The organism is Achromobacter sp. 1012554356 (assembly GCF_059760815.1).
The window spans coordinates 1-19,515 of sequence record NZ_JCBANC010000045.1 but is presented as its reverse complement, the minus strand read 5'-3'; the positions used below and the strand labels follow the sequence as shown (position 1 = coordinate 19,515).

Sequence of the window (19,515 nt, the reverse complement as noted above, 5' to 3'; positions counted from 1 at the left end):
TTGCGCGTTCATGGCTGACATCGCTGGCGAGCGTCCCGATCCGGACGCGCTCTTGAAGACCCTGGACGACGCCGAGCGCCAGGCGGTGCGCGGCAAGCTGCGCGTGTACTTCGGGTCGTCGGCCGGCGTGGGCAAGACCTACGCCATGCTGGCGGCGGCGCGCGCGCAGGCGGCGCAGGGCACGGACGTGCTCGCCGGCATCGTCGAAACCCACGGCCGCCGCGAAACCGCGACGCTGCTCGACGGCCTGCCGGTCCTGCCGCTCAAGGACGTGGCTTACCGCGGCCACACGCTCAAGGAATTCGACCTGGATGGCGCCCTGCTGCGCCGCCCCGCCCTCGTGCTGGTCGATGAACTGGCCCATTCCAACGCCCCGGGCTCGCGCCACGCCAAGCGCTGGCAGGACATCCAGGAACTGCTGGCTGCCGGCATCGACGTCTGGACGACGCTGAACGTGCAGCACCTGGACAGCCTGAACGAGGCCGTCGGCAGCATCACGGGCGTGCGCGTCTGGGAAACGGTGCCCGACGACGTGTTCGACGCGGCCGACGAGGTCATCCTGGTTGACCTGTCGGCCGACGAACTGCTGCGCCGCCTGAAGGAAGGCAAGGTCTACCTGCCCGAGCAGGCCCGCCACGCGGCCCGCAACTTCTTTCGCAAGGGCAATCTGATCGCGCTGCGCGAACTGGCGCTGCGCCGCACCGCCGAGCACGTGGACGACGACGTGCAGGCCTATCGCCGCGATCGCGCCATCGAACCGGTGTGGCGCACGCGCGAAGCGATAGTCGCCTGCATCGGCTCCGACGCCGATGCCGAGTACGTGATCCGCAGCGCCCATCGCATGAGCCAGCAGCTCGATTGCGATCTGCACGTCGTCACCATCGACACGCCGCGCGCCGCGCCGGCCGCTGCCGCCGAGGTCGACCGGCTGCAGCACGGCCTGGCGCTGGCCGACGCGCTGGGCGCGCGCACCGAGACGCTGGCGGGCGGCGACATGGTCGATGCCGTCGTCCGCTACGTCCGCCGCCACAACATCACGAAGGCGATCGTGGGCCGCACCCGCGCTGGCGGTTGGCAGCGGCTGCGGCTGTCGCTGACCGCGCTGCTCACCGCCATCATGTCGCCGGGCTGGTTGTGGCGGCGCCACAGCTTTGCCGACATGCTGGCTGCCGGCTGCCCGGAGATCGACATCATCCGGCTGGGCGCGCCCCCGGTGCCCGCGCCTGCGCCGCCCGGGCGCGATCCGTTCACGCTGGGCCGCCGCCCTTCCGGCGACGAACGCGGGGCGCGGCCGCTGGCGGGCTATGCGTGGGCGCTCTGCTATTGCGCCGTGGCCACGGCACTGTCGGCGCTTGCCTTCCCGACCCTGCACCAGACCAACATCGTCATGCTCTTTTTGCTGGCGGTGGCCGCAGTGGCGCTGCGCCACGGGCGCGGGCCCGCCGCGCTGGCGTCTGTGGTCAGCGTGGGACTGTTCGACTTTTTCTTCGTTCAGCCGTTGTCGTCGTTCGCGGTGTCGGACGTGCAGTACCTGCTGACCTTCGGCGTGCTGCTCGGCGTGGGGTTGCTGATCGGCCAGCTGACCGCCGGCCTGCGGCTGCAGGCACAGGTCTCGGTCAAGCGCGAGGCCGACGCGCGCAGCCTCTACGAATTCGCGCGCGAACTGTCGTCCGCGCTGCTGCCCGAGCAGATCGTCGCGCTGGCCAGATCGTTTGTGCATGCCACGTTCGGCGCGCGCTGCTCGCTCTACATCCTGGGCCTGGACGACCGCCTGAAGCTCGCCTCGCCCGCCAACGGCGACTCGCCCGCGCCGGAATCGGCGCTGGCGCAGTGGGTCTACGACCACGGCCAGCCCGCGGGCGCGGGAACGGCCACCCTGTCCAACAGCGCGTTGCTGTACCTGCCGCTCAAGGCGCCCATGCGCACGCGGGGCGTGCTGGTGCTGGACGCCCCGCGCCGCAGCCTCTACACGAATCCCGACACGCGCCGCCAGGTCGCGGCGTACGCCACCCTCATCGCCATTGCGCTCGAACGCCTGCACTACGTCGAAGTCGCGCAGCAGGCGGTGGTCAGCATGGAATCCGAAAAGCTGCGCAACTCGCTGCTTGCCGCGGTGTCGCACGACCTGCGCACGCCGCTGACCAGCCTGGTCGGCATGACCGATACGCTGATGCGCCAGCAGCACAAGCTGCCCGATGGCGTGCAGGACACCGTGCGCGCCATGCGCGATCAGGCGCAGCGCATGCACGCCCTGGTCGTCAATCTGCTGGACATGGCGCGGCTGCAAAGCCGCGACGCGCCGCTGCGCATGGAGTGGCAATCCATCGAAGAGCTGGTCGGCGCCGCGCTGGCGGCCATGCGTGAACCGCTGGCGGGCCACAGGATCGAGATCGCTCCGCTATCGTCACTGCCGCTGGTGGAGTGCGACGGCGTGCTGATCGAACGCGTGCTGTGCAACCTGCTGGAGAACGCGGGCAAATACACGTCCGCCGGCAGCACGTTGCGCATCCATGCCTTCGTGCATGAGACCGAAGCGCATGAGGCGGAAATGCGCGTGGCCGTCGCCGACAACGGTCCCGGTGTCGCGCCCGGCGCCGAGCGCCGCATCTTCGAAAAATTTACGCGCGGCGAACGCGAATCCGCCACCCCCGGCGTCGGCCTGGGACTGGCGGTGTGCGAAGCCATCGTCGCCGCCCATCACGGCCGCATCTGGGTCGAGCACGCGCCGGGCCAGGCCAGCGGCGCGCAATTCGTCTTCAGCCTGCCGCTGGGCGCTCCGCCCCAGATCCAACCCGAAACCGCCTGAGTCCGCGCCATGTTCGATTTCCAGCCCATAGTCCTCATCATCGAAGACGACGCCAACATCCGGCGGTTCGTCCGCCAGGCCCTGGAAAGCGAAGGCTGCGTGGTGCACGAGGCCGACACCGTCAAGCGCGGCTTGATCGAGGCCGGCACCCGCCAGCCCGATGCCATCGTGCTCGACCTGGGCCTGCCCGACGACGACGGCATGACGCTGATCCGCGAGCTGCGCGGCTGGACCGAGGTGCCGGTGCTGGTGCTGTCCGCACGCAGCGCCGAGGCCGACAAGGTGGCGGCGCTGGACGCGGGCGCCGACGACTACCTGGCCAAGCCTTTCGGGGTGAGCGAACTGCTGGCCCGCCTGCGCGTGCTGCTGCGCCGCCACGGCCGCGGCGGCGCGGGCAACGCGGCCGAGATCGCGTTTGGCGACGTGCGCGTCGACTTTTCGCGGCGCGTGGTGGAGCGCGCCGGCCAGCACGTGCACCTGACCGCGATGGAGTACCGCCTGCTCGCGGCGCTGCTGGCCCATCGCGGCAAGGTCATGACGCACCGCGAGCTGCTGCGGCAGGTGTGGGGCCCGTCCCATGTCGAAAGCAATCACTACCTGCGGATCTACATGGGCCATCTGCGCCAGAAGCTCGAAGCCGACCCGGCGCAGCCGGTGTTCCTTGTGACGGAGATCGGCGTCGGATACCGCTTCGCGGGCTGAGCGCGCGCGCTCGATGCCGGTTTTGATACCCGCTTTACGCGCAGGGCGCGAGTCTTGTCTCGCCCTTTATGCCGATCCTCCTATTGTTGCGGTCCGCTCAACACCAGGAGGCTTCACATGCCCCGCAACACCCTCGCCGCGCTGGCGCTGCTTTCCCTCATTCCCGCGGCGCAAGCCGCCGACGCCCCCAGCGCCGCCGATGCCGCGTCGCCCTACTCCTTGACGGCCAACGTCACGCTTGCCAGCCAGTACCGCTATCGCGGCCTCATGCAGACCAACAACAAGCCGGCCATTCAAGGCGGCTTCGACCTCGCGCACGCCAGCGGCTTTTACCTGGGCAACTGGAATTCCAGCATCAGCTGGCTGAACGACAGCAACAGCGACGTCTCCGCGCCGGTGGAAATGGACTTCTACGGCGGCTACAAGGGCAATCTCACGGACAACGTGCCCGTGGACCTGGGCGTGCTGCAGTACTACTACCCGGGCGACTATCCGTCGGCCTACACCAGTCCCGACACCACCGAACTCTACGCCGGCATCGGCTACGGCCCGGTCATGTTCAAGTACTCCCTTGCGCTGACCAACCTGTTCGGCTTTGCCGACAGCAAGTACAGCCAATACTTCGACCTGTCCGGCAACTTCGATACCGGCATCTGGGGTCTCGTCGTCAACGTCCATGCGGGCCGCCAGATCGTGCGCAATGTCGATAACGGCTCCTACACGGATTGGAAGCTGGGCGTGACCAAGGACTTCGGCCAGGGGTTGTCGGTCTCGCTGGCCTATCTGGACACCAACGCCGACCGCGCGGTCTACACCAATACGCGCGGCCGCGACATGGGCCGCGCCACGGGCCTCTTGTCGCTGACCAAGACGTTCTGAAAGGCCGCGGCCGTTGACGCCGTTTTTACACCGCGCGCCCGCATTTATCGGCAGGATTTACGGCGCCGTTCCTATAGTGGAATCGTCGTCAACCCACCGGATACGCGGGTCGCCGCCTTCGGCCCCGCCCCCACACCGCCATGATTCCCCGACCGTACCGCCGCCAGGCCCCCATCGACGCCACGCTTGCATCCCAGCCCGCGCCAAAGCCGCAATGCAGCCTGATCGCGCTGACCGTGCGCATCGATACGCTGGACGCCTTGAACGTGCGGCTGGCCTTGCACCGCGCACTGGGTGATCGCATCGGGGTCTACCTGCTGTCGGTCGACCACGCGCACGCCCAAAGCACGCTCGAGCTGCAATGCGAACGCGGCGAACTGGACGCCATGATGGCCGCGATCATGCGCGGCCTGCCCTGCGCCGAATTCGGCCCGGCACGCCCGGCCACCGCCATCACGGAGCGATGAGCCATGGACACCCTTGCCAAACCCGCATTCGAAGGCCTGTGGCTGCCGATGGTGACGCCCATGCGCGGCGGCCACGTGGACCTGGACGCCGCGCAGGCGCTGGCCCGCTACTACCGCAACGCCGGCATCGCCGGGCTGGTCCTCTTTGGCTCCACCGGCGAGGGCAACCTCCTCAGCATGCCCGAGAAGACCGACATGATCGAAGCCATCGCCAGCGACGCGCATGCCCTGCCGCTGGTGCTGGGCGTGGGCGGCGTCGACACGCGGGGCGTGGCCGCCGCGGTGCGCCGGCTGGACCGCTACGCGCCCGCCGGCTACCTGGCGCCGCCGCCGTACTACCTGGGGCCGTCGCAAGCCGGCATCCTGTGGCATTACCGGCAGATCGCATGGGCCACCGAGCGCCCGATCATTCTGTACAACATCCCGAAGCGCGCCGGCGTCGCCATGACGGTCGAGACGATGGAAGCGCTGGCGGCGCTGCCCAACTTCGGCGCGGTCAAGGAATGCAATCCCGCCGTGCTGGCCGCCTTGAATGCGCGAGACAGGCTCAACGCGCTGTGCGGCGAGGACCTGGCCTTGCTGGATCATTTCCTGGCGGGCGGGCGCGGCGCCATTCCGGCCGCCGCACACCTGTTTCCGGAGCGCTTTGTCGAACTGATGCAGCTTGCGCAAGCCGGCCAGACCGACGCCGCGCGCGAATGCTTCGACCCCTTGCGCCCCCTGATCCGGCTGCTGTTCAGCGAACCCAATCCCGCGCCGCTCAAGCGCGCGCTGGCCATGCAGGGCCTCATCTGCGACGAGCTGCGCCTGCCCATGATGCCCGCCAGCCGCGAACTGGGCGCGAAGCTGCGGCGCGCCATGAGCCTTATCCCGGCATCGGCTGACCGGCTGCAGACAGCCTGAAGATCGACACGGCGCGGGCCAGGTCGCCCGCCTGACCGTGCAACGCGGCGGCAGACGCCGCAAACTCCTCTACCAGCGCGGCGTTCTGCTGGGTCGCCTCGTCCAGATGCGTCACGGTCACGTTGATCTGCTCGATGCCCGCGCTCTGTTCGCTGGACGCCGTGGCAATCTCGCTCATCAGCGGCGCGCTGGTAGCTGCCGATTCCAGCACGCTGCCCATCGTGGCGCTCGCCTGTTCCACGCGCTGGCTGCCGCGCGCCACGGATTCGGACGACGCCTCGATCAGCGTCTTGATCTCCTTGGCGGCGGTGGCGGACCGCTGCGCCAACGCCCGCACTTCGCCGGCCACCACGGCAAACCCGCGCCCCTGTTCGCCCGCCCGTGCGGCTTCGACGGCGGCGTTCAGCGCCAGGATATTGGTCTGAAACGCGATCACGTCGATCAGGCGGATGATCTCGTCGATGCGCTGTGAACTGTGCGAGATCTCGCGCATGGCATCGATGGCGTGCTGCGTTTCGTCGCTGCCCTGCCGCGCCAGACGCGCTGCCTCGCCGGCCAACGCGCTGACCTCGCGCACGTGCTCGGCGCTTTGGCGGGCCGTGGCGGTGATTTCTTCCACGCTTGCCGCGGTCTGCTCCAATGCGGCGGCCTGCCTTTCAGTGCGGTCGGACAGGTCCACGCTGCCTGCGGCAATCTGGCGCGACGCGGCCGCGATCGACGCGGTGGAATGCACGATGCTGCGCACCGCGGCGTCCAGCCGCTGCTGCATCCGCGCCATCGCGTCGAACAGCCGGCCGATCTCGCCACGGTGATGGCGCGCGATGCCGCCGGACAGGTCGCCATTGGCCACGCGCTCGCACACCGCCACCGCCTCGTTCAACGGCCGCAGAATGTGCGTGCTGAAAAAGCGCAGCGCAGCGGTCAGCACCAGGGCCAGCAGCACCAGCGTCACGCTGCCCTGCCGCCACAGCGTGCCGTAGAACGCCGCGTCCACGTCGTCCACGTACAGGCCCGTGAACATCAGCCAGCCCCATTCCGCGTCGTACGCCGCGTAGGTCAGCTTGGGCAACGAGTCCTCGGAACCAGGGCGCGGAAACAGGTAGCGCACATAGCCGCCGCCCGCCTTGCCTTGCGCATTAAGGTTTTCAAAGAGCGGCTGCCCCTGGCTGTCGCGCGTGGCGCGCACGTTCGTGCCCACCAGCTTCGGGTCGGGATGCACCAGCAGATCGTAGTTGTCGCCAAACGCGCCCACATAGCCGTCCTCGCCATATCGCATCTGCGAGAGCTGGCGCGCGACGTCGCGCTTGGCCTCGGCCAGCGGCACGCCTTCCCGCACGCGCAGCTTGCCGCCGCGGACGATGCCCTCGGCCATGTCCAGGACATGGCGAAGCTCCACCTTGCGGTCGTCCATCATTTCGGCACGGCGCTGCCAGGCGTCCCACACGCCCAGCGCCAGAACGGCGGCGCCAATGGCAAAAACGAACCACAACAGTTCTTTACGCAAGCTGGAGTTACTCATCGACGCTCTTCCATCCGCCACCAACTCGAAACAATATCTAGCTGTTTGTGACTTTTTATGTAATGTGACCGGCGAGCATACTATTTCAAACTTCGTTTGAATTCAAATTTAACTAGTCACTTTGATCTAGCTCAAGCCCAATAAAAAAACGCAAGGCGCGATGCACCTTGCGTTCTTCTTGGAGCCCGATTGCGCGGGACGCAGCCCGCGAGGCGCTACGCCACGGACCGTGATGCGGGCAGGGGTTCGCGCGCCGGCCGCGCCGTCGTCAGCGCAATCAACGCCACCACGATCAGCGCGTACGTGGGCACGCTGCGCATGTTGCGGAACATCATCTCGGTCATGCTGAAGGCGCAGTAGCTCAGGCAGAACAACAGCCCCATCTGCGCGCCCACGCGGATCACCCGGTCGTCACTGGCCAGGCGCCGGAAGAACATGGCGGCCGGCACCAGATACAGCGCCAGCATGCTCAACAGCCCGAGCAAGCCGTACCCGGCCAGGGCGGCCAGCAGATCGTTGTGCGGCTCGCCGAATCCATCCACGACTTCCTGCGTCACGATGCCCTGCCCCTGAAGCAAGCGAAGCTCTTCGCGAAACTTGCTGGGGCCGATGCCCACGATGGGGCTCTTTTCGAACATCAGAATCGAGGCATGCCACAGCTGCAGCCGGATGCCGAACGACGTGTCGCGGTTGGCCGATGTGGAAAACCCCTGAACGTCGTGAGTGATCTGCTGCATGCGGCTGCTGAACGTCCAGATGGCAGCCGCACTGGCGACCAGCGCCACGCATACGGCCAGCGCACAGTACACCTTGTGGCGCCGCCGCCAGTTGCGCAGGCCCAGCAGGAAGACGAATCCCAGAATGGGCAGCAGCATCCAGCTGCTGCGGGTTTCGGACATCCAGGTCGCGCACACGGCCAGCGCCGCGGCCAGCAGCTTCAGCGCGGTCTCCAGGCGCGGCCAGCGCGACCCCGGCCCCCAACCCAGCGACAGCAGCGTCATGCCGCCGAACAGCAGCACCATGTTGGCAAAAGCCACCGCGTTATAGCGTCCGCCCACTTCGACCACCGCGCCACGGCCGCCCGAGACCATGGTGAAGATCAACAGGAGCGAGCCCACCAGCGCACCGGCCAGGATGGTCCATTCGATATGGCGAAGCAGCCGCTGCGGCGCGCGCAGCAGCAGCCACAGCACCGGCAGCGCCAGCGCGAACCGCAGCAGTTTTTCAAGTTCGGAACTGCTCCACATCCCCTTCACGGCGGACGTGATCAGCAGACAGGCCAGCGGCGACAGAAGCGCCAGCGCCATGGGCCAGAGGGCGCGGAAATCCATGGGCTCGTAGCGCTTGATTGCATTCATGGTGATCGCGGCAAGGGCGATCAATGCACTCAGGTAAAGAACAGCGGGACCGCCTACAGGGCTGGTCAGCGCCAGCGCGGGCATGAGCAGCACCAGCCAGGCGGCCAGGGTTACATACAGTCGGGGCACAACAATCAACCTGAAAAGAACAAGGCACGCGCACTGCGCAACGTGCCGGTGATTAGATAAAACCCGCCCGCCATGACGGCGGGCGGGTTTGGCGAAAGCCCGGGATCAGGCCCTGTCGCGCGGCGGACAGCCTTGCGAAGGGCCCTGGCCGCGGTTTACATGTTTTCGATCATCACCTGGCCAAAGCCCGAGCACGACACCTGCGTCGCGCCTTCGAGCAGGCGGGCAAAGTCGTACGTGACCTTCTTGGACTGGATCGACTTTTCCATGCTGGAGATGATCAGGTCCGCGGCTTCGGTCCAGCCCATGTGGCGCAGCATCATTTCGGCCGACAGGATTTCGGAACCGGGGTTCACGTAGTCCTTGCCGGCGTACTTGGGCGCCGTGCCGTGCGTGGCTTCGAACATGGCCACGGAATCGGACATGTTGGCGCCCGGGGCGATGCCGATGCCGCCCACCTGCGCGGCCAGCGCGTCGGAGATGTAGTCGCCGTTCAGGTTCAGGGTGGCGATGACGTCGTATTCGGCGGGGCGCAGGAGGATTTGCTGCAGGAACGCGTCGGCGATCACGTCCTTGACGATGATCTCGCGGCCCGTCTTGGGATTCTTGAACTTGCACCACGGGCCGCCGTCGATCAACTGCGCGCCGAATTCCTTCTGCAGAAGCTCATAGCCCCAATCGCGGAAGCCGCCTTCGGTGAACTTCATGATGTTGCCCTTGTGCACCAGCGTCAGCGACGTGCGGTCGTTGTCGATGACGTACTGCGCCGCCTTGCGCACCAGGCGCTCGGTGCCTTCGCGCGACACGGGCTTGATGCCGATGGACGAGGTGTTCGGGAAACGGATCTTCTTGACGCCGAGCTTGGTCTGCAGGAACTGGATCAGTTCCTTGGCCTGCTCGCTTTCGGCCATGTATTCGATACCGGCGTAGATGTCTTCCGAGTTCTCGCGGAAGATCACCATGTTGGTCTTTTCGGGTTCGCGCACCGGGGACGGCACACCCTTGAAATACGCCACGGGGCGCAGGCAGACGTACAGGTCGAGCTGCTGGCGCAGCGCCACGTTCAGCGACCGGATGCCGCCGCCGACCGGCGTGGTCAGCGGGCCCTTGATGGAAACCACGTAGTCTTTGACGACTTCCAGGGTTTCGTCGGGCAGCCACACGTCAGGACCGTAGACCTTGGTGGCCTTTTCGCCGGCATAGACTTCCATCCAATGGATCTTGCGCTTGCCGCCGTAGGCCTTCTGCACCGCCGCGTCGACGACCTTGATCATGACGGGGGTGATATCGGCGCCCGTGCCGTCGCCTTCGATGAAGGGGATGATGGGCTGGTCAGGCACATTCAGCGAGAAATCGGCGTTGACCGCAATTTTCTGGCCGCCGGCGGGAACCTTGATATGTTGGTAGGACATGAATGCTCCATTTGCTCCGGGTGGTTTTTCTGCACGCGCCAGGATCGGACAGCGTCCGATTCCGCGGGTTATACCGCCTCCTGCGAACCGCACACCGGATGGCGGATAGCAACCCATTCTATATCGCAAAGCGCCGGGCGAAACCGGCGGTCCGCATGGGGCGGTAAAATAATGCGACTACATCCTGCTTTTGGCCCCCTCCCGAATGTTCAATCCCTCCCGCGACCAAGTCCGCGAATTCTTTATCGAAACCTGGCGCAAGCATCGCGCCAACGAGGTCCTGACCCCGCTGGAGGCGATCGCGCTGGACTGGATCATCGAGCATCCCGAATACCACGCGGACCTCGAAAGCCCCGACGCCATGACGGCTGAATACGCGGTGGAAAAAGGCCGCACCAATCCGTTCCTGCACCTGTCCATGCATCTGGCCATCGCGGAACAGCTGTCAATCGACCATCCGCCCGGCATCCGCCTGGCCTACCAGCAGCTCACGGCGCGCTCGGATGCGCACCACGCCGCGCACGAAATCATGGAATGCCTGGGCCAGGTGGTCTGGGAAGCGCAGCGCCTGGGCACGCCGCTGGACAGCGACACCTACATCGACCTGATCCGCCGCCGCGCCAGCCTCTGACCCAACAAAAAAACCCTCGCTAGCGAGGGTTTTTCATTCACTCCAGCCGAAGCCGTTGCGTTCTAGCGGCGCACGCCCAGATCGCTGGGCAGCGTGGCCAGCCAAGCCGATACGTTGGCAATGTCCTGGTCGGACAGCTGCGTGGCGAAGGCGCCCATGATCGGGTTCTTGCGCACGTTGGCCGTGGCTGCGCTGCCGGAGGCGCCCCGCTTGTAGGCCTTCAGCGCATGTGCCAGGTAGTCGGCGTGCTGCCCGGCCAGCGTCGGATACGCGGGATCCACGGCCGTCTTGGCGTCGGCGCCGTGGCACGAGGCGCAATTGAATTTTTCGAAGACGGCCTTGCCGGCCGACAGGTCCTGCGCCGAGGCGGCAGAGCCCCAGATAGCCAGGGTCGCGCCCGCAAGGGCAAGCATGGTGCGGTTCATGGTCTTGCCCCCTTATTTGAGATTCGAGTAGTACGCGGCCAAGTCGGCAATGTCCTGATCGGACAGGCTGCCGGCAACGGCGTCCATCGTGGGATGGCTGCGCGCGCCTTTCTTGTACTCGTTGAGGGCGGTTTCGATGTACTTGGCGTTTTGGCCAGCGATCATCGGAACATGGTAAAGCTCGGGAAACGATGCCTTGTAGCCTGGGATGCCATGGCAACCGATGCACATCGAAACCTTGTCTCGGGCATTCTGGACATTACCGACCGGCGCTGCGTCTGCAGCAACAGCCTGGCCGGCGATCGCACAGGACGCCATCGTGGCCAACACGGAAACCGTGTACTTCAGAGAGGTTCGCAACTTCATTGGAATGACTCTTCTTGGTATGGCTAAGGACTAGGGCCTGCTCACACGAAAAGGCCCTCTGCAAACACGTTGCGGGTGGAACCCAAAGCAAAACCGCCTGATTGTACGATAATTGCTCAGGATTAATACCTTGCGTTAGTGTTGATCCCAATCAAACCACAGAAGCCATCAGACCATGTCCGCAGCCCAGACCGCCTCATCCGCCAAGCCAGTCCGCTTCGATGGCACCGACAGCTACGTCGCCACCGATGACCTCAAGCTCGCCGTGAACGCCGCCCTCACCTTGCAGCGCCCGCTGCTGATCAAGGGAGAACCCGGCACCGGCAAGACGATGCTGGCCGAGGAAGTGGCCCGCGCGCTGGGACGGCCGCTGATGCAATGGCACATCAAGTCCACCACCAAGGCGCATCAGGGTCTGTACGAATACGACGCCGTGTCGCGCCTGCGCGATTCGCAGCTTGGCGACGAGAAGGTCCGCGACATCCGCAACTACATCGTGCAGGGCACGCTGTGGCAAGCGTTCCAATCGCACGAGCCGGTGGTGCTGCTGATCGACGAGATCGACAAGGCCGACATCGAATTCCCCAATGACCTGCTGCGCGAGCTGGACCGCATGGAGTTCCATGTGTACGAAACGCGCGAGACCATCGCCGCGCGCCACCGTCCGCTCGTCATCATCACGTCCAACAACGAGAAGGACCTGCCCGACGCGTTCCTGCGCCGCTGCTTCTTTCACTACATCCGCTTTCCGGACCGCGAGACGATGCGCGACATCGTGGCTGTCCACTATCCCGACTTGAAGCAGGACGTGCTGCGCGCCGCGCTGGACACGTTCTTCTCGCTGCGCGACGCGCCCGGACTGAAGAAAAAGCCGTCCACGTCCGAACTGCTGGATTGGCTGCGCCTCTTGCTGGCCGAAGACGTCACGGCCGCGCAGATCGACGCGCACACGGCCACCGCCGTGCCGCTGATGGCCGGCGCGCTGCTCAAGAACGAGCAGGACGTGCATCTCCTCGAACGCCTGGCGGCCATGACGCGCGGCGGCCAACGCCGCTGATCCGGCATCCACGGGCGGCCCGCACATGCTGATCGACTTCTTCTATCACCTCCGGGCGCACAAGCTGCCCGTCTCGGTCAAGGAATACCTGACGCTGGTCGACGCCCTGCGCCAGGACCTGATGTCGCCCACGCTGGACGAGTTCTACTTCCTGGCGCGCGCCACGCTCGTCAAGGACGAGTCTCTCTACGACCGCTACGACAAGGCCTTCGGCGCGTATTACCGCGGCATCGAAGCCGCGCTGCCCGCGGGCAAGGACATTCCGCTCGACTGGCTGATCAAGCAGTTCGAGAAAAGCCTGTCGCCCGAAGAAAAGGCCGCCATTGAAAAGCACGGCTGGGACAAGCTGATGGAGCTCTTCAAGGAGCGCCTGGACGAGCAGAAGGAACGCCACGCGGGCGGCAGCAAGTGGATCGGAACGGGCGGCACGTCGCCCTTCGGCAACGGCGGCTATCACCCCGAAGGCATCCGCGTCGGCGGCGCATCGGCCGGCAACCGCACGGCGGTCAAGGTCTGGGACATGCGCCAGTTCAAGGACTACGACGACCAGATCGAACTGGGCACGCGCAATTTCAAGGTGGCCCTGCGCCGCCTGCGCCGCTTTGCGCGCCAGGGCGCCGAACTGGAACTGGATCTGGACGACACCATCGCCAGCACGGCGCGCAACGCGGGCCATCTGGACCTGCGCATGATCCCGGAGCGCCACAACACGGTGAAGGTGCTGATGCTGCTGGACGTGGGCGGCAGCATGGACGACCACATCGGCCGGGTCGAGGAACTGTTCTCGGCGGCCCGCAGCGAATTCCGCAATCTCGAGGTCTATTACTTCCACAACTGCCCGTACGAAAGCCTGTGGCAAAGCAACCGCCGGCGCCAGAACGAGCGCTTCGACACCTGGGACGTGCTGCGCAAGTACAACCCCGACTGGCGCCTGATCATTGTCGGCGACGCCACGATGAGCCCATACGAGATCCTGCAGCCCGGGGGTTCCGTCGAGCACTACAACAAGGAACCGGGCGCCGAGTGGATGCGCCGGCTCCTGGACGCCTGGCCCAAATCGGTGTGGCTGAATCCCGAGCCCACGGCTTCCTGGCAGTACCGCCAGTCCATTGCGCTGATGCGCGACATCATGCAGGACCGCATGTATCCCGTCACGGTTGCCGGCCTGGAGCAGGCGATGCGGGTGCTGTCGAAGTAGACACCGCAGGTGCGGCGGCGATACTGCCGCCGCGGTTGGCGTTCTTAGCCGTCGACCGGATTTTCCGGCGTCTCCAGCGTCAATTGATAGAACGCCAGATCGAGCCATCGTCCGAATTTGAAGCCGGCCTGGCGGATCGTGCCAGCGCGCACAAACCCCAGCTTTTCATGCAGGCGGATGCTGCCCTGGTTCGAGGCGTCGATACCGCCGACCATCACGTGCACGCCCCCGGCGCGCGCACGCTCGATCAGGATGGCCATCATCGCTTCGCCCAGGCCGCGGCCGCGAAAGCGCCCGTCTACGTACACGGAATGCTCGACGGAATACTTGAAGGCGGGAAACGCGCGAAACGTGCCGTAGCTGGCAAACGCCATCAATTCGCCATCCTCATTTTCCAGCCCAACGACGGGAAACCCGCCCTGTTGCTTGGCCTTGAACCATCCGTCCATGGCCTCGCGCGGCCGCGGCTTGTAGTCGTACAGCGCGGTGGACGTCGCGATGGCGTCATTGAAGATGGCCAGAATCTGGTCGGCGTGGCGCTCGTGCGTGCAGTCGACCAGCGTGGCGCCCTGCGGGGCGTGGAGTTCGGCGGGCGTTTTCATGGCCGGAATTTTAGCGACCGCGGCCCGCGCCGCCTACCGGCAAGAAACGGGCGAAAAAAAACCGGCGAAGACGCCGGTTCAGTGAAACGTTGCCGCTTCTGGCCACTCTCAGGCGGCGCGGCTCTCCACAGATCGATGCGCGCCCGTACTCATGTGGCGCAAACCGGGGCACTGCCGCCAAGACAATTCGTCGGCGTCCATGTCCAGGTCGAACAAATCTTGCGCGGCGGGCCACGGATGGGAGCGCGCGGTGGCGCCCTCCATTTCAAGCACATGGCCGGCAAATCCGCGAGGCGATCCACCGCACTCCGCGAAATACCGCTGCGTACTCAGGTCCACCACATAGGTGGTCATGTCATGGGTCAATATGGCCACGTATTGGCCGTCATCACTGGCATAAGCGTATTGAAACTGTCCCTTGATGCCATCGCCCTTGAGGGCGCTACCAGTCAGTTGGGACAAGGCACGCGTGACGATTTCGGTCAGCATGGGTCGTTCCTCCGTAGAATGCGCCGGCAGGATGCCGGCGGCGAAGGCGCGAACGACAAGCACCGGCGCCGCGTCAAGGCAGCGTCTGGCGTTGGACGGGAAGCCGGTAAGACGGCCGTCGCGCATCCCGTCAGCAACAGCTAATGCGTCCTTAAAAGCTTACACCCGCGACCGGAAGTGGTTCAAATCCCCTGGGAAAACTGGACTGCTGCATTGCACCATCAACACGGGCGCGGCTTGGCGGCGCATCAAGCCGCCGCGAATAGGGCGCCCTCGCCGGCGCCGCCCGCCTCGCGCCGCTGGCGCCAGGCCTCGCGGCCCAGGCGGTACAGCACATGCGCGCGTAGCGGATGTCCTGCCGGCACAGCGGGGTGATCGAAGGGCTCCGGTTCCGCGGCCATGCCCAGACGGTCCATCACGGCGCGCGATCGCAGGTTGCCCGTGGCCGTGAAGGCGACGATTTCATCCGCGCCCACCTGCTCGAAGCCGACCCGCAACGCGGCGTCAGCCGCTTCGCTGGCATATCCCCGTCCCCAGAAGGAATGCGCAAGGCGCCAGCCGATCTCCACGCCGGGCGCAAATGGCAGAACGGGCGCCAGCGGCTTGATGCCGACGAAACCAATGAACGGCGCCACCCCCGGCACTTCCACGGCCCAGAGGCCCCAGCCGTGCTCGTCAATGCCGGCGGCCAGCCTGTCGGCCAGGGCGTCGCTTTCCTGGGACGTCATCGGCAACAGGAACTGCGTCACGTGCGGATCAGCGTTAAGGGCGGCGAAAGGTTCGCGGTCGGAGGCGCGCCATTGGCGCAGCACGAGGCGAGGCGTTTCGACTTCGACGGTCAGGGACATATCAGCTTCCTCGGCATGGCGGCGGGCCGCCTGAACCATTGCCAACGTATACACTCCAACGGATTCTGCCATGCCAAAGGAATAGTCCGCCATGCGCTTGTCCCTGTCGAAGCTGCCGCGCCCGCTAGGCGTGCTGCTGTTTTCCTCCTTCCTGGCCTTTCAGGCCGGAGCCGCCAGCCTGCCGGCCGGCGTCACGGAGGCCGCCTCGATCGAAGGCATTACCGAATACCGACTGGCCAATGGCCTGCGGGTGCTTCTGGTACCCGACGAATCCAAGCCGTCCACCACGGTCAACATGACCTACCTGGTGGGCTCGCGCAACGAAAACTACGGCCAGACCGGCATGGCGCACCTGCTGGAGCACATGCTGTTCAAGGGCACGTCGACCACCCGCAACGCGATGGGCGAGTTCTCGCGCCGCGGATTGCAGGCCAACGGCTCGACGTCCAGCGACCGCACCAATTACTTCGCCAGCTTCGCGGCCAACCCCGAGACGCTGAAGTGGTACCTCGGCTGGCAGGCCGATGCGATGGTCAATTCGCTGATCGCCAAGGAAGACCTGGACTCGGAAATGACCGTGGTCCGCAACGAGATGGAAAGCGGCGAGAACAGCCCGTTCCGCATCCTGATGCAGAAGATGCAGGCCGCTGCCTACCAGTGGCACAGCTACGGCAAGAACACGATCGGCGCGCGCTCCGACGTCGAAAACGTGGACATCGGCCAGCTCCGCGCCTTCTACCATGAGTATTACCAGCCCGATAATGCCGTGCTGATCGTGGCGGGCAAGTTCGACCCGCAGACCACGCTGGCGGACATCGAGGCCACGCTGGGCAAGCTGCCCAAGCCCGACCGCAAGCTGCCGCCGGAATATACGGTGGAGCCGACGCAGGACGGCGAGCGCTCGGTGACGCTGCGCCGCACCGGCGGCACGCCGCTGGTCGCGGCGATGTATCACATTCCGGCCGGCGCCAGCGCGGATTTTGTGCCGTTTGACCTGGCCACCACGATCCTGGCGGACACGCCGTCGGGTCGCCTCTACCATGCCCTGGTGCCGACCAAGCTGGCCTCGGGCGTGTTCGGCTTCACGATGGAAAACCTGGACCCGGGCCTGGCGATGTTCGCCGCGCAACTGACGCCGGGCAAGGACCTGGACGCGGCGATGAAGGCGCTGACAGGCACGCTTGAGTCGCTCGGCAAGAAGCCCTTCACGGAACAGGAACTGGACCGTGCGCGCAGCAAGTGGCTGACGTCGTGGGAACAGACGTATAGCGATCCGGAGCAGGTGGGCGTGGCGCTGTCCGAGGCGATCGCCGCGGGCGACTGGCGCCTGTTCTTCCTGCAGCGCGACCGCGCGCGCAAGGCAACGCTGGCTGAAGTGCAAAAGGCCGCAACGACGTATCTGGTGCAGAGCAACCGCATCGAGGGCCGCTACATTCCGACCGAAAAGCCGGTGCGTGCGCCGCAGACGGAGCGCGTGGACCTCACCGCCGTGTTCAAGGACTACAAGGGCGATCCGGACTTCAAGGCGGCGTCGGCGTTCGATCCCTCGCCGGCCAACATCGACAAGCTGACGCAACGCACGACGCTTGACCTGCCCAATGGCCCGGTGAAGCTGGCGCTGCTGCCCAAGGCGACGCGCGGCAGCCGCGTGCAGGCGCAGATGCTGATCCAGTTCGGCAACGAGAAGGACCTGCTGGGCCAGCGCGTGAATTCCAGCGCGGCCGCGGACCTGCTGCTGCGCGGCACGGACAAGCTGTCGCGCCAGGATATCCAGGACCGTCTGGACAAGCTGCAAGCTGAACTTGGCTTCAGCGGTGGCGGCACGACGCTGAAGGTGGCGATGTCGACAAAGGGCGAAAATCTGCCTGAGCTGACGGCGCTGGCGCTGGAGATCATCCGCAACGCCAGCTTCCCGAAGGAGCAGGTGGAGGAATATCAACGTCAGCTTGAAACCTCGATTCAGAACGCGATGACGGAGCCTTCCGCCCTGGCCGGACGCGCGCTGGCGCGCCACGATAATCCGTGGCCTGCGGACGACCTGCGTTACGTGCCGACGTTCGAAGAATCGCTGACGAGCGTGCGCGCCCTGAATCGCGAGGCGCTGGCAAAATTCCACGCCAAGTTCTACGGCGCGGGCGATATCGAGTTCTCGGCGGTGGGCGATTTCGAACCCGCAGCGGTGGAAAAGTCGCTGCGCACGGGACTGGCCGGCTGGACGAAGGCGCCCGCCTACACCCGCGTGCCGAACCCGTACCGCGAGGTGCCGGCCAAGCAATTCGACATCGATACGCCGGACAAGGCCAATGCGTTCTACCTGTCGCGCCTGCCGCTGAAGCTGCAGGATACGAACGCGGATTATGCGGCGCTATACCTGGCCAATTACCTGTTCGGCGCGTCGGAAACGTCACGCTTGTGGAACCGGGTGCGCGAGACGGAAGGCCTGTCGTACAACGTGCGCAGCTCGCTGTCGGTGTCGGCGTTCGAGCCGGCCGCAACCTGGAGCATTTACGCAATCTATGCGCCGCAGAATCGCGAGCGGCTGGAGAAGGCGATCAACGAGGAACTGGCGCGCGTGCTGAAGGACGGTTTCTCGGACAAGGAAATCACGGAGGGCATCACGGCCCTGCTGAACTACCGGAATCTGGCTCGGGCGCAGGACGACGTGCTGGCAAGCACGTGGCTTGACTACCTGGAGCGCGGCCGCACGTTCGCGTGGTCTGCGGAAATGGACAAGAAGATTTCCGCCTTGACGCCAGACGCGGTGAACGCCGCGCTGCGCAAGTACGTGCGCCCTGACGCGTTCAGCACGGCGCTGGCGGGGGATTTCAAAAAGCCCTGACGTAACACCTTTTGGAAAGCCCCTGCTCCGGCAGGGGTTTTTTTTGCATAGTCGGTGGGTAATCCAGCTGGACCGATCTTGAGCAACGGCTTGACCATTCCATTGGTGGGGCCAATTCTTTACGTCCGATCTATTACTCGGTTATTTGGAAAGATGTTTTCAGGGATTAAGGGTTTATCCCAGGTGGGAAGGCGCGCACAATTCAGTCCATCGGGAACAGCAAACGAACCACGACGGAGAGCCGCCGGATTCGGTCCCTCTTTAGACGAATTGGAGGTCTCACCATGAAAACCCTAGCCACCACCCTTTTCCTATCCCTGGCCCTGGCCGGTGTCGGCGCGCAAGCCGCCGGCGTTGAACAAGCAAAGAGCAGCGCCCAAGTGGCGACGGAATTGCAAGAAGCAAAGGCAAGCGGTCAGTACACGTTCGGCGAGCTGGACTATCCGCCCGCCCTGCCCCAAAAAACCAGCCTGAGCTCGCAGGAAGTGCAAGCTCAGCTGCAACAAGCCAAGGTCAGCGGTCAATACACGTTCGGCGAACTGCAGTACCCGCCGGTCGTTGCAACGTCGGGCAGCGCAAAGTCGCGTGCCGAAGTCCAGCAGGAACTGGCGCAAGCTAAGGCCAGCGGCCAATACACGTTCGGCGAGCTCGAGTACCCGCCGATCAGCCGGTGAGCTGCTTGCTGTAGCCCGGCCGGCCTCGGGTGGCATCATGGCCTGAGGCCGGTATTTTCGGCACACAGCGGCGGTTGAAGTAGCAGTAGCAGTTGAAGTTGAAGTTGAAGTTGAAGTCAGCAGTTGAAGTTGCAGTCAGCAGTTGAAGTTGAAGTCAGCAGTTGAAGTTGAAGTCAGCAGTTGAAGTTGAAGTCAGCAGTTGAAGTTGAAG

At 65.3% G+C, this 19,515-nt stretch carries 18 protein-coding genes; 10 read left to right on the top strand and 8 right to left on the bottom strand.

The window, feature by feature from the left end; all coding sequences use genetic code 11:
- Positions 1-10: 10 nt before the first annotated feature.
- The 5 genes from AC6LJW_RS20975 to AC6LJW_RS20955 all read left to right on the top strand — a co-directional run bounded on the left by AC6LJW_RS20975 (position 11) and on the right by AC6LJW_RS20955 (position 5,757).
- Complete coding sequence (locus tag AC6LJW_RS20975) at positions 11-2,806, top strand: DUF4118 domain-containing protein (protein WP_498088187.1); 2,796 nt, start codon at positions 11-13, stop codon at positions 2,804-2,806.
- 9 nt (positions 2,807-2,815) lie between these two features.
- Positions 2,816-3,508 carry a two-component system response regulator KdpE gene (kdpE, locus tag AC6LJW_RS20970; RefSeq protein WP_056568681.1) on the top strand — a complete coding sequence of 231 codons (693 nt, stop codon included), beginning with the start codon at positions 2,816-2,818 and terminating at the stop codon, positions 3,506-3,508.
- A gap of 117 nt (positions 3,509-3,625) precedes the next feature.
- The gene (locus AC6LJW_RS20965) at positions 3,626-4,387 is read left to right on the top strand and encodes a TorF family putative porin (protein WP_498088186.1); all 762 of its coding nucleotides are present in this window, start codon (positions 3,626-3,628) and stop codon (positions 4,385-4,387) included.
- Between the two features lie 140 nt (positions 4,388-4,527).
- On the top strand, positions 4,528-4,854 hold the full coding sequence (locus AC6LJW_RS20960; protein ID WP_235512262.1) for a hypothetical protein: 327 nt from the start codon (positions 4,528-4,530) through the stop codon (positions 4,852-4,854).
- A gap of 3 nt (positions 4,855-4,857) precedes the next feature.
- Positions 4,858-5,757 carry a 4-hydroxy-tetrahydrodipicolinate synthase family protein gene (locus tag AC6LJW_RS20955; protein ID WP_498088185.1) on the top strand — a complete coding sequence of 300 codons (900 nt, stop codon included), beginning with the start codon at positions 4,858-4,860 and terminating at the stop codon, positions 5,755-5,757.
- On the opposite strand, the gene AC6LJW_RS20950 is transcribed toward AC6LJW_RS20955, so the two are convergent.
- The 3 genes from AC6LJW_RS20950 to icd form a co-directional block, all read right to left on the bottom strand.
- Complete coding sequence (locus AC6LJW_RS20950; RefSeq protein ID WP_498088184.1) at positions 5,720-7,276, bottom strand: methyl-accepting chemotaxis protein; 1,557 nt, start codon at positions 7,274-7,276, stop codon at positions 5,720-5,722. The two genes, AC6LJW_RS20955 and AC6LJW_RS20950, sit on opposite strands and share 38 nt — an antisense overlap.
- Positions 7,277-7,491: 215 nt before the next feature.
- Positions 7,492-8,763: an O-antigen ligase family protein gene (locus tag AC6LJW_RS20945; protein ID WP_056569503.1), complete on the bottom strand. Its 1,272-nt coding sequence runs from the start codon at positions 8,761-8,763 to the stop codon at positions 7,492-7,494.
- Positions 8,764-8,918: 155 nt separating this feature from the next.
- A complete protein-coding gene (gene icd / locus AC6LJW_RS20940) occupies positions 8,919-10,175 on the bottom strand; it encodes an NADP-dependent isocitrate dehydrogenase (RefSeq protein WP_056568692.1) in 1,257 nt (418 codons plus the stop codon).
- Positions 10,176-10,380: 205 nt separating this feature from the next.
- Between icd and AC6LJW_RS20935 the strand changes: the two genes are divergently transcribed.
- Positions 10,381-10,806 (top strand): DUF1841 family protein, encoded by a 426-nt coding sequence (locus tag AC6LJW_RS20935; protein WP_056568695.1) that lies wholly within the window; start codon positions 10,381-10,383, stop codon positions 10,804-10,806.
- Positions 10,807-10,868: 62 nt separating this feature from the next.
- On the opposite strand, the gene AC6LJW_RS20930 is transcribed toward AC6LJW_RS20935, so the two are convergent.
- Positions 10,869-11,231, bottom strand: coding sequence for a c-type cytochrome (locus AC6LJW_RS20930; RefSeq protein WP_056568697.1), 363 nt, complete (start codon positions 11,229-11,231; stop codon positions 10,869-10,871).
- 12 nt (positions 11,232-11,243) lie between these two features.
- Complete coding sequence (locus AC6LJW_RS20925) at positions 11,244-11,597, bottom strand: c-type cytochrome (RefSeq protein WP_056568700.1); 354 nt, start codon at positions 11,595-11,597, stop codon at positions 11,244-11,246.
- A 175-nt stretch (positions 11,598-11,772) separates the two neighbouring features.
- Here AC6LJW_RS20925 and AC6LJW_RS20920 point away from each other — a divergent pair, with 175 nt between their 5' ends.
- Positions 11,773-12,654, top strand: a complete 882-nt coding sequence (locus AC6LJW_RS20920) for an AAA family ATPase (protein WP_056568704.1) — start codon at positions 11,773-11,775, stop codon at positions 12,652-12,654.
- Positions 12,655-12,679: 25 nt separating this feature from the next.
- Positions 12,680-13,852: a vWA domain-containing protein gene (locus tag AC6LJW_RS20915; RefSeq protein ID WP_498088183.1), complete on the top strand. Its 1,173-nt coding sequence runs from the start codon at positions 12,680-12,682 to the stop codon at positions 13,850-13,852.
- A 44-nt stretch (positions 13,853-13,896) separates the two neighbouring features.
- Here the strand turns inward: AC6LJW_RS20915 and AC6LJW_RS20910 are convergent, their stop codons facing one another.
- From AC6LJW_RS20910 to AC6LJW_RS20900, 3 genes are all read right to left on the bottom strand, one after another.
- On the bottom strand, positions 13,897-14,454 hold the full coding sequence (locus AC6LJW_RS20910; RefSeq protein WP_498088182.1) for a GNAT family N-acetyltransferase: 558 nt from the start codon (positions 14,452-14,454) through the stop codon (positions 13,897-13,899).
- A gap of 108 nt (positions 14,455-14,562) precedes the next feature.
- Positions 14,563-14,943, bottom strand: coding sequence for a hypothetical protein (locus AC6LJW_RS20905; RefSeq protein WP_056568715.1), 381 nt, complete (start codon positions 14,941-14,943; stop codon positions 14,563-14,565).
- A 248-nt stretch (positions 14,944-15,191) separates the two neighbouring features.
- Entirely contained in the window at positions 15,192-15,791 is a 600-nt protein-coding gene (locus AC6LJW_RS20900; RefSeq protein WP_498088181.1) for a GNAT family N-acetyltransferase, read from the bottom strand.
- A 91-nt stretch (positions 15,792-15,882) separates the two neighbouring features.
- Here AC6LJW_RS20900 and AC6LJW_RS20895 point away from each other — a divergent pair, with 91 nt between their 5' ends.
- On the top strand, positions 15,883-18,630 hold the full coding sequence (locus tag AC6LJW_RS20895; protein ID WP_498088180.1) for a M16 family metallopeptidase: 2,748 nt from the start codon (positions 15,883-15,885) through the stop codon (positions 18,628-18,630).
- Between the two features lie 284 nt (positions 18,631-18,914).
- Complete coding sequence (locus AC6LJW_RS20890) at positions 18,915-19,304, top strand: DUF4148 domain-containing protein (RefSeq protein WP_105237585.1); 390 nt, start codon at positions 18,915-18,917, stop codon at positions 19,302-19,304.
- Positions 19,305-19,515: the final 211 nt, after the last annotated feature.

Bases quoted from the DNA above. Each gene is read 5' to 3' on its own strand.
- AC6LJW_RS20955 (WP_498088185.1), top strand. From the start codon at position 4,858: ATGGACACCCTTGCCAAACCCGCATTCGAAGGCCTGTGGCTGCCGATG.
- AC6LJW_RS20910 (WP_498088182.1), bottom strand. From the start codon at position 14,454: ATGAAAACGCCCGCCGAACTCCACGCCCCGCAGGGCGCCACGCTGGTC.
- AC6LJW_RS20950 (WP_498088184.1), bottom strand. From the start codon at position 7,276: ATGAGTAACTCCAGCTTGCGTAAAGAACTGTTGTGGTTCGTTTTTGCC.
- kdpE (WP_056568681.1), top strand. From the start codon at position 2,816: ATGTTCGATTTCCAGCCCATAGTCCTCATCATCGAAGACGACGCCAAC.
- AC6LJW_RS20930 (WP_056568697.1), bottom strand. From the start codon at position 11,231: ATGAACCGCACCATGCTTGCCCTTGCGGGCGCGACCCTGGCTATCTGG.
- AC6LJW_RS20905 (WP_056568715.1), bottom strand. From the start codon at position 14,943: ATGCTGACCGAAATCGTCACGCGTGCCTTGTCCCAACTGACTGGTAGC.
- AC6LJW_RS20935 (WP_056568695.1), top strand. From the start codon at position 10,381: ATGTTCAATCCCTCCCGCGACCAAGTCCGCGAATTCTTTATCGAAACC.
- AC6LJW_RS20890 (WP_105237585.1), top strand. From the start codon at position 18,915: ATGAAAACCCTAGCCACCACCCTTTTCCTATCCCTGGCCCTGGCCGGT.
- AC6LJW_RS20895 (WP_498088180.1), top strand. From the start codon at position 15,883: ATGCGCTTGTCCCTGTCGAAGCTGCCGCGCCCGCTAGGCGTGCTGCTG.
- AC6LJW_RS20975 (WP_498088187.1), top strand. From the start codon at position 11: ATGGCTGACATCGCTGGCGAGCGTCCCGATCCGGACGCGCTCTTGAAG.
- AC6LJW_RS20960 (WP_235512262.1), top strand. From the start codon at position 4,528: ATGATTCCCCGACCGTACCGCCGCCAGGCCCCCATCGACGCCACGCTT.
- AC6LJW_RS20920 (WP_056568704.1), top strand. From the start codon at position 11,773: ATGTCCGCAGCCCAGACCGCCTCATCCGCCAAGCCAGTCCGCTTCGAT.
- AC6LJW_RS20965 (WP_498088186.1), top strand. From the start codon at position 3,626: ATGCCCCGCAACACCCTCGCCGCGCTGGCGCTGCTTTCCCTCATTCCC.
- icd (WP_056568692.1), bottom strand. From the start codon at position 10,175: ATGTCCTACCAACATATCAAGGTTCCCGCCGGCGGCCAGAAAATTGCG.
- AC6LJW_RS20900 (WP_498088181.1), bottom strand. From the start codon at position 15,791: ATGTCCCTGACCGTCGAAGTCGAAACGCCTCGCCTCGTGCTGCGCCAA.
- AC6LJW_RS20915 (WP_498088183.1), top strand. From the start codon at position 12,680: ATGCTGATCGACTTCTTCTATCACCTCCGGGCGCACAAGCTGCCCGTC.
- AC6LJW_RS20925 (WP_056568700.1), bottom strand. From the start codon at position 11,597: ATGAAGTTGCGAACCTCTCTGAAGTACACGGTTTCCGTGTTGGCCACG.